Consider the following 8,765-nt stretch of genomic DNA (forward strand, 5'->3'; position numbering starts at 1 on the left):
GGGTCGAGGTCCAGGCGGGCGACTTCATGTGGCTGCGTGCGTTCTGCCCGCAGGCCTGCTACGCGGCAGGGCCGGGGCGGTTCCGTTACCTGCTCTACAAGGACGTCAACCGCCACCCGTCCCTGCGCATCACCCCATAGCGCGTATGCCGCTGAGCTCGCTCCCACACGCACCCCTCCTCCCAGCCCTCCCGCACCCCTTCGTCGAGTGTGCAGTCCGCGCCGCGCCCGCTCGTCGAGTGTGCAGTCCGCGCCGCGCCCCCTCGTCGAGTGTGCAGTCCGCGCCCGCCCCACTCGTCGAGTGTGCACTCCGCGCCGCTGGGCGCGAACTGCACACTCGACCGATTCGATCAGACGAAGCCGGGGGTGCCGTGCCAGGCCGAGCCGGGGTCGGTCGCGTCGTCGCGCTCGACGGTCGCCTCGATGAGCCCGTACGGCCGATCCGCCGCGTAGAACACCTCGCCCGGGTTCTCCACCCCAAAGGGTGACAGGTCCACGAGGAAGTGGTGCTTGTTCGGGGCCGAGAGCCGGATCTCGTCGATCGCCGGGAACTGCTCGAGCACGGCCTCGCCCATGCCATAGAGCGTCTGCTGCAGAGCGTACGAGTGGATCTCGGCGAATTGCCGGAGGAGCAGCGCCTTGACGGTGTCGTAGGTCTTGCTCCAGTCGACGTCCGGCGCGTTGTACCGCCAACGGGCGACGAGTGACGTCGCCAGGATCCGGTCGTCGGTCTCGGCCAGCGTCGTGTACCTGTCCTTGAGGAAGCCGTGGAACTCGGACCCGGTTGACTTGAGGACGACGAGGTCGCTGATCCCCGACACGACGTGGGCCCGCCGGTCCTCTCCCCGACCATCGACGTTGACCATGGCCGTTCGGGTGCCGCCGCCGGTCTGCACGAACGCGTGGTCGTGGCCCTGCCCGTCGACGTCGATGCGGTTCCACGCCACTTCCCGCACCTCGACCCGCGCGCCGTCGGCCCGGGGAGACGCCGCGAGGAAGTGGTCCGCCAGCGCGAGGCCGAACTGCTCCGGCGACTCGATGCCCTTCTCCTTCGCAAAGGAGAAGACCGTGTTCTTCTGCGTGTCGGTGGGCAGCACGTCGGCCTGGTCGCCCTTGACATGGGCGGCACCGAAGTCTCCGCGCAGGGAGGTGCTGACGGTCAGGTCGCGGATCTCGTGCCGGGGCGTATCCCGGTGGACGCGCACGACGTGGACCTCGGCCTTGCCGTACTGGTTGGCTCCGAGCCTGATGGCCATGCTTCTCAGCTCCCTCGGTAGGTGGTGTAGCCGAACGGGCTGAGCAGCACCGGCACGTGGTAGTGCTGCTCCGGGTCGCGGACCGTGAACGTGAGGCTCACCTCCGGGAAGAACCCGGTCTGGCTCGTCGCGGCGAAGTAGGCCGCAGTGTCGAAGACGAGCCGATACGTGCCCGCCTCGATGCTGTCCGGGCCCAGCGCGGCCACGCGACCATCTGAGTTCGTCACGGCTGTGCCGAGCGTCTGGCGAGCCGTGGCGGCGGACTCGGCGCCTGCCGGCAGGGACTCCAGCCGCACTGGCACACCCGCGGCGGGGCACCCGCGCGCCGTGTCAAGTACGTGTGTGGTGATGGCGCTCATGGCGCGCCTCCCTCCTTCAGGAGCTTGCGAAGTCGGAGGAGCGCGATCTTGCGCAGCTCCTCCGCGACGACCGCTTCCTCGGTGGCATCGTCGTTGCCGAGTCGTTCGCGCAAGGAAGCCAGGATCTCGTCACCGCCCAATCCCGTCGCGCAGATGAGAAAGACCCGCCCGAAACGCTCCTCGTATGCGCGGTTGCCGTCGAGCAGTTCGCGCTGGGTGTGTTCGTCACGCGACACGGTCGACTGCTCGTGCCGCGACCAACCGGCCTCCGTACCGGACCCCTTCGCGCGCTCCCCGATTCGCGGGTGAGCCGCCAATGCGCGCTCGACCTCCTCGGGGCTCAGGCGTCGTGCGGCCGCATCGGCTTCGGCCATGAGGTCGGCGAGGCTGGCGTACGGACGGCCCGCGACGATGGTCTTTGCCCAGGCGAGAACGTCACAGCAGGCGAGGAGGGCGGTCGTAACAGCGCCGGCCTCCTCGCTGTTGATACGGGCGAGTCCGTCCATCGTGTCCCGAACCTACGCGGCCTCCGCCACCCCGTCGAGTGTGCCGAACCTGCCGCACCCATTTCTTGTTCACTCATCAGGGAAGGGCACGCCGCCACAACCCCTGATCGAGTGAACAGCTTTCGGGACGCGGCGTCAGGGTCGTCGACGGCGGGCGAGACGCGCGAGGGCGGCCCGGTCGAGGCCGGCCTTCTCGGACACCTCGGCGTCGTCCACTGCACCGCACTCGACCCCGCGCAACACGAAGCCGGCGAGGGCGACGGCGGTCGCCGGTTCGTCGAGATACGACGAATCACCTTGGCCCACATAGTCGCGAAGCCGTGCGGCCGCCGACTCGAAGCCGTCGCGGTAGAAGGCAAAGGTGGCGGCGTACCGGGTCGGCAGCTGAGCGGGGTGCAGGTCCCAGCCGTGGTAGAAGCCGCGTTCGAGCGAGCGCCGGACCAGCCGGGCGTGCAGGGCCCAACCGCGTCGCACGGCTGCCGCATCACCGACCGGTAGCACGTTGGTCGAGCCGTCCGACAGCATCACGCCGGTCCCGGCCGCCGCAACCTGCATCACCGCCTTGGCATGGTCGGCAACCGGGTGCTCCATGCTCTGGTACTCGGCGGCGATCCCCATCGATGCGGAGTAGTCATAGGTGCCGTAGTGCAGCCCCGTGACCCTGCCCGCACCCGCATGGATCATCCGAGCCACGGGAGCCGTCCCGTCCGCACCGAGGATCGCCTGCGGCGTCTCGACCTGGACCTCGAAGCCGAGCCGACCCGTGGCGAGGCCGTGCGTGGACTCGAGCCACTCGCAGGCCGTGACCATCGCCGACACCTGGTCGACCGACGTGACCTTCGGCAGCGTCAGCACTAAGCCGTCCCCGAGACCGCCACGACGGGCCAGCTCCCCGATGAACAGGTCCAGCGTCCGCAGCCCACGCCGCCGGGTCGGCGCCTCGAAGGACTTGAAGCGGATGCCGTGAGAGGGCGCCGCCTGGCCAGCGGAGATCGAGTCGGCCAGTGCCACAGCGGCGCTCACGGCAGCTGCATCTTCCTCGTCGTCCGGGCGCGTACCGTAGCCGTCCTCGAAGTCGATGCGCAGGTCCTCGATGGGCTCGCGCTCGAGCTTGGCCCGCATCCGGGGGTAGACCTCCGCCATGACCTCCTCGGACAGGCCGGCGGCTCGCGCGAAGGACCCCGCGTCGGGGCCGTGCTCGTCAAGGACGGCGAGCGCACGGTCACGCCACTCGGCGACGAGCCCAGCGGCATACGAACTGGCGGGGACGTACACCGTGTGCAACGGCTGGCGCACGCCGCGGTCACCGGGGTACCGGCGTGCGAGCGCCAGGTCGGCGTCGGCGAGCTGCCGATCGATGTGGTCGGCCAGGTCGTCGAGACTCACTCCGACACGGCCTCGTAGGCGGGCAGCGTCAGGAAGTCGACGAACTCGTCCGCAAGCGCCACTTCCTCGAAGACCCTTGCCGCAGTTTCAAACTGCCGTGAGCCAAAGTCCTCGGTCTCAGCACGGAAGGTGGCGAGCTGCTCGGCAGTGAGCTCACGCACGAGCGCCGCGGTCACCGGCGATCCATCCTCCAGGAGCGACCGGTTGTGCACCCACTGCCAGATCTGGGAGCGGCAGATCTCCGCCGTCGCGGCGTCCTCCATGAGGTTGTGGATGGCGACCGCGCCGTTACCGCCCAGCCACGACTCGAGATAGAGCAGGCCCACCTCGATGTTGGTGCGCAGCCCGTCCCGGGTGATCGCCCCGCCGGCCGACCGGAAGTCGAGCAGGTCCTCGGCGTCGACATCGACGTCCTCGCGGAGAACGCGGAGCTGGTTGGGCCGGTCGCCGAGCACCTCGTCGAAGACGGCCCGGCACACGGGAACCAGGTCCGGGTGCGCGACCCACGAGCCGTCGAACCCCTGCCCGGCTTCCCGCTCCTTGTCCCGACGCACCTGGTCGAACGCGCGCGCGTTGACCTCCTCGTCCCGGCGGCTCGGGATGAACGCCGACATCCCACCGATGGCGAGGGCGCCGCGCTTGTGGCAGGTCTGCACGAGCAGCTCCGCGTAGGCGCGCATGAAGGGCGTCGTCATCGGCACCGACGCGCGGTCCGGCAGGACGAACTCCGGCCCGGCGTCACGGAAGTACTTGATCACCGAGAACAGGTAGTCCCAGCGGCCGGCGTTGAGCCCCGACGCATGGTCGCGCAGCTCGTACAGGATCTCCTCCATCTCCAAGGCGGCCGGGATCGTCTCGATGAGGACCGTTGCCCGGACCGTGCCGTACGGGATCTGCAGGGCCTGCTGCGCGAAGGTGAACACATCGTTCCAGAGGCGCGCCTCGACGTGCGACTCGGTCTTCGGCAGGTAGAAGTAGGGGCCGCTCCCCCGATCGAGCAGCTCCAACGCGTTGTGGAAGAAGTACAGCCCGAAGTCCACCAACCCACCCACGGCCGGCCTGCCGTCCACCACGAGATGCCGCTCGTCGAGGTGCCAGCCGCGCGGGCGCACGACGATGGTGGCGAGCCGCTGGTCGGTGCGCAGCTCATAGAGCCTGCCCTCGGGCGACGCAAAGCTGAGCGACCCCCGGATCGCATCGCGCAAGTTCACCTGGCCGCCGATGACGTTGTGCCAGTGGGGCGTGCTCGCGTCCTCGAGGTCGGCGAGCCACACCCGCGCCCCGGAGTTGAGCGCGTTGATCGCCATCTTGCGGTCGGTCGGCCCGGTCATCTCGACGCGGCGGTCGACGAGGTCGGTGGGCGCCGGCGCCACCATCCACTCGCTGTCGCGTACGTGCGCCGTCTCTGTCAGGAAGTCGAGCCGCCCCTTCCGCGCCACCTCGTCCCGACGCACCCGCCGTGCGGCGAGCAGGTCGTCCCGCCTCGCCCCGAACTCGCGCTGGAGCGAGGCCACGAAGGCCAACGCTCCCGGAGTGAGGATCTCGTCCTGACCCTCGACCGGAGGTCCGGTGACGTCGACCGCGCGATGACCAGGCACGCGACTCAGAGCACCTTACCGACCGGCGTCGTGCGCGTCTCCCGCTCCGCACCATCGTCCGCCGACTCGACGGCCGCCCGCACCGCGTGGGCCACACCGGGTGCCACGACCGGGTCGAAGACCGACGGGACGATGTAGCTGGCGTTGAGCTCATCGGGCGTCACCGCGTCGGCGATGGCATGCGCGGCGGCGACCATGACCTCCTGCGTGATCTCCGAGGACCCCGAGTCCAGCATCCCGCGGAAGAACCCCGGGAAGCACAGGACGTTGTTGATCTGGTTGGGATAGTCCGACCTTCCCGTGGCGACGACGGCCGCGTGCTTGCTGGCCTCCAACGGGTCGACCTCCGGGTCCGGGTTGGCGAGCGCGAAGACGATCGCATCGTCGGCCATCGTCGCGATGTCGTCGCCGGTGAGCAGGTTCGGCCCAGACACGCCGATGAAGACATCCGCCCCCCGGAGCACGTCCCGCAGCGATCCATCCTCGTGGCGCTGGTTGGTGTGCTGTGCGATCCACTCGCGGTCGGGGTCGCCGTACGACTGACCGGCGTGGATGGCCCCACTGCGACCACAGGCGACAATGTCGGTGGCCCCCTGCGCGAGGAGAAGCTCGATGATCGCGTGCCCCGCGGCGCCGACCCCACTCATGGCGATGCGGACCGACCCGATGTCCTTGCCGACGACACGCAGCGCGTTGGTCAGCGCGGCCAGGACGACGATCGCCGTGCCGTGCTGGTCATCGTGGAACACGGGGATGTCGAGCTCGGCCCGCAGCCGTCGCTCGATCTCGAAACACCGTGGCGCCGCGATGTCCTCGAGGTTGATGCCGCCATAGACGGGGGCCATCGCCTTGACGATGGAGATGATCTGCTCGGTGTCCTGCGTGTCGAGGCACACTGGCCAGGCGTCGACCCCCGCGAACTGCTTGAAGAGCGCCGCCTTGCCCTCCATGACCGGCAGCGCAGCGGCCGGGCCGATGTTGCCGAGCCCGAGCACCGCCGAGCCGTCCGTGACGACGGCCACGGTGTTGCGCTTGATCGTCAGCCGACGCGCATCGGCCGGGTTGGCGGCAATGGCGAGGCAGATCCGGGCGACGCCGGGCGTGTAGGCGCGCGACAGGTCGTCACGGTGCTTGAGCGGCACCTTCGGGTTGACCTCGAGCTTGCCGCCGAGGTGCATGAGGAAGGTCCGGTCGCTGACCTTGCGCACGGTGACGTTGGGGACCGTCGCGAGCTCCTGGGCGATGTCCTCGGCGTGGTCGGCGTCGGACGCGTCGTAGGTGACGTCGACGACGAGCCGGTCGTGCGTCGACTCCGCGATGTCGAGCGCGGTCAGTGAGCCCCCGGCCCTCGCCACCGCGGCCACCAGCCCTCCCGTCGCATCCGCCGAGGTCGGGGTTTCGACGCGGACGGTGATCGCATAGCCGGGGCTGGGTGCGCGCATGGGTTGTTTCTCCTCGGTGAGTGGGTGCTGGGGGCGCCACGTGCAACACCACCACCGATGCGGTCGCCTTCGCAAGCATGACAAGCAGAAGATGTCGTATGCCGCTGAGCTAATCCCTGCCCAACCGACCGCCGGTCCTCCCGCCCCTCTCGGCGAGTGTGCAGTACGCGCCGGCACCATAGTGTGGCCTCTTGGTCGAGTGTGCAGTACGCGCCGGCGCCATGGCGTGGCCTTTGGTCGAGTGTGCAGTACTCGCCGGCACCAACTGCGCACTCGACGGGCGGAGCCAGAGCACGATCCTCGGCCTCGCTCCCCACCACGTTTGGTCGAGTGTGCAGTACGCGCCGCGCCGGTCAGCGGAGCTCGGGGAAGGCGGCCGCCGCGAGCGGCCACCAGAACAGGTGCGAGCAGAGCTCGGCGTACTCGTCCGGCGTCACCCAGCGAGCCTCGTGAACCCCGTCGTCCCCTTGCGTGATCGGGGGCAGGACGATGTCCAGGTTTGCGCGGTAGGTCTGCAGGAAGGGTCGACGCGGGTCGATGAGGTTGTCATTGGTGAGCGGCGTGAACCGCTCGTAGCCGACGACGCTGACCCGGGACTGCTCCACCCGGAGGCCGGTCTCCTCATAGGTCTCTCGCAGCGCGTTCTCGAGCGGCGTCTCGCCAGGCTCGCGCCACCCCCCGGGCGAGCCCCACTCGGCACGCCGCACGCTGTGGACTGCGGCGAAGTGGCCGGCGGCGTCGCGGACGAAGAGCATCGCGGCGAAGACCTGTCCCTCCGGGACCGGCCTTGCCGAGGCGACGAGGTCGACGTGGCTCGGTCCGTTGGGGAAGGGGACCGCGAGGTGCCGGACGAGGCCGCGATCCCCCTTGCGCTTGCGCAGTCGCAGGCCGGAGGCGTTGAGCCGCCGCGCGAGGTCGAGGCCGGTCGTCAGCGTGGCACCAGCGGCGACAGCGTCGCCCCAGCGCACGTCCGGGACGTCGTAGTGGTCCCCGTCGAAGGACCGCGGGTGGAGCGCGACCCTCCGGGCGAAGTCATGCAGCTCTGTGTACGACGTGTCGCTGACGAGGTGTGCGAAATGCCGGCCGTGCGCCGGCCAGATCGGCTCGTCGATGAACAGCGTCATACGAGCGAGCCTAGTCAGGACGACCGACGAACCCTGTGGACAAGTCGGAGGGCGGCCGGGCGAGTCCGCCTAGCGTTCACGGTGTCAGGTCAACAACCGCCACCGCGGCCCATCCGAAGGAGAACCACATGGCCAGGTCCATCGTCGACACCGAGGCGATCCGCGTCGCGTCCGTCGACATCCAGCGACTCTCCGACGACATCCAGTCGGCCACTGCTGCGCTCCGCGGCCGGCTCGGATCGCTGGGTGGCGCCTGGGAGGGCCCGGCGCGCAAGCAGTTCGACGACGTCATGGAGCGCTACAACCAGATGCAGCACAAGATCAACACGACGCTCGCCGAGATCAGCACCCTGACCGCGAAGGCGTCGACGGCCTACGAGCAGCACGAGACGGCGACCCGGGCCATGTTCGCCTGACTCGTCCCGAGCGCTCGGTCCGGGCGCCATCCGTTCTGCCCCTGGCCCGGATCGAGTCCCACCGGGGGGCGGCTCCTCACGAACGGGAGCCGTCCTCGGGTCCCGGCAAAAGGCGAGTGCCGAACGCGCGACATTCCGCGCGTTCGGCACTCGCCGAAGTGGTGCTGGACTCAGAAGCCCATGCCACCCATGTCGCCCATGTCCGGGGCACCCGCGGCGGCCGCGGCCTTCTCCGGCTTGTCGGCGATGACGGCCTCGGTCGTGAGGAAGAGCGCGGCGATGGACGCAGCGTTCTGCAGCGCCGAGCGCGTCACCTTGACCGGGTCGATGATGCCCGCAGCGAGCAGGTCACCGTACTCACCCGTCGCGGCGTTGAGGCCCTCGTGGGCGCCGAGGTGGCGCACCTTCTCGGCCACGACGCCGCCCTCGTGACCCGCGTTGATCGCGATCTGCTTGAGCGGCGCCTCGACGGCAACGCGCACGATGTTCGCGCCGGTCGCCTCGTCACCCTCGAGCTTGAGGGTGTCGAGCACCTTGGCGGCCTGGATGAGGGCGACGCCACCACCGGCGACGATGCCCTCCTCGACGGCGGCCTTCGCGTTGCGGACGGCGTCCTCGATGCGGTGCTTGCGCTCCTTGAGCTCGACCTCGGTGGCCGCGCCCGCCTTGATGACGGCGA

9 protein-coding genes and 1 pseudogene are annotated in these 8,765 nt (G+C 69.6%); 2 read left to right on the forward strand and 8 right to left on the reverse strand.

From position 1 onward, the window contains the following. Nucleotides 1-140, forward strand: a pseudogene (locus VJN29_RS18910) ((S)-ureidoglycine aminohydrolase); the annotation flags it as partial. 209 nt (nt 141-349) lie between these two features. On the opposite strand, the gene pucL reads toward VJN29_RS18910, so the two are convergent. The 7 genes from pucL to VJN29_RS18945 all read right to left on the reverse strand — a co-directional run bounded on the left by pucL (nt 350) and on the right by VJN29_RS18945 (nt 7,670). Continuing rightward, a complete protein-coding gene (gene pucL / locus VJN29_RS18915; RefSeq protein WP_324145191.1) occupies nt 350-1,255 on the reverse strand; it encodes a factor-independent urate hydroxylase in 906 nt (301 codons plus the stop codon). Nucleotides 1,256-1,260: 5 nt separating this feature from the next. Then, nucleotides 1,261-1,614: a hydroxyisourate hydrolase gene (gene uraH, locus VJN29_RS18920; RefSeq protein WP_324145192.1), complete on the reverse strand. Its 354-nt coding sequence runs from the start codon at nt 1,612-1,614 to the stop codon at nt 1,261-1,263. Then, nucleotides 1,611-2,120, reverse strand: a complete 510-nt coding sequence (gene uraD, locus VJN29_RS18925) for a 2-oxo-4-hydroxy-4-carboxy-5-ureidoimidazoline decarboxylase (protein WP_324145193.1) — start codon at nt 2,118-2,120, stop codon at nt 1,611-1,613. Before uraD ends, uraH begins: the two co-directional genes overlap by 4 nt. A 135-nt stretch (nt 2,121-2,255) precedes the next feature. Continuing rightward, on the reverse strand, nt 2,256-3,506 hold the full coding sequence (locus VJN29_RS18930; protein ID WP_324145194.1) for a DUF6986 family protein: 1,251 nt from the start codon (nt 3,504-3,506) through the stop codon (nt 2,256-2,258). Then, the gene (gene aceB / locus VJN29_RS18935) at nt 3,503-5,104 is read right to left on the reverse strand and encodes a malate synthase A (protein ID WP_324145195.1); all 1,602 of its coding nucleotides are present in this window, start codon (nt 5,102-5,104) and stop codon (nt 3,503-3,505) included. Before aceB ends, VJN29_RS18930 begins: the two co-directional genes overlap by 4 nt. Nucleotides 5,105-5,109: 5 nt before the next feature. Further along, a complete protein-coding gene (locus VJN29_RS18940) occupies nt 5,110-6,546 on the reverse strand; it encodes an NAD-dependent malic enzyme (protein WP_324145196.1) in 1,437 nt (478 codons plus the stop codon). 353 nt (nt 6,547-6,899) lie between these two features. Further along, complete coding sequence (locus tag VJN29_RS18945; protein ID WP_324145197.1) at nt 6,900-7,670, reverse strand: DUF4031 domain-containing protein; 771 nt, start codon at nt 7,668-7,670, stop codon at nt 6,900-6,902. Nucleotides 7,671-7,798: 128 nt separating this feature from the next. On the opposite strand from VJN29_RS18945, the gene VJN29_RS18950 reads away from it, so the two are divergent. Next, nucleotides 7,799-8,086 (forward strand): WXG100 family type VII secretion target, encoded by a 288-nt coding sequence (locus VJN29_RS18950; RefSeq protein WP_324145198.1) that lies wholly within the window; start codon nt 7,799-7,801, stop codon nt 8,084-8,086. Between the two features lie 170 nt (nt 8,087-8,256). Here VJN29_RS18950 and VJN29_RS18955 read toward each other — a convergent pair. Continuing rightward, nucleotides 8,257-8,765, reverse strand: a 509-nt coding sequence (locus VJN29_RS18955; RefSeq protein WP_324145199.1) for a TCP-1/cpn60 chaperonin family protein, incomplete at its 5' end; no start/stop codon positions are given.

Origin of the sequence: Intrasporangium sp., from assembly GCF_035280925.1 — a bacterium.
Taxonomy (GTDB): Bacteria; Actinomycetota; Actinomycetes; order Actinomycetales; family Dermatophilaceae; genus Intrasporangium.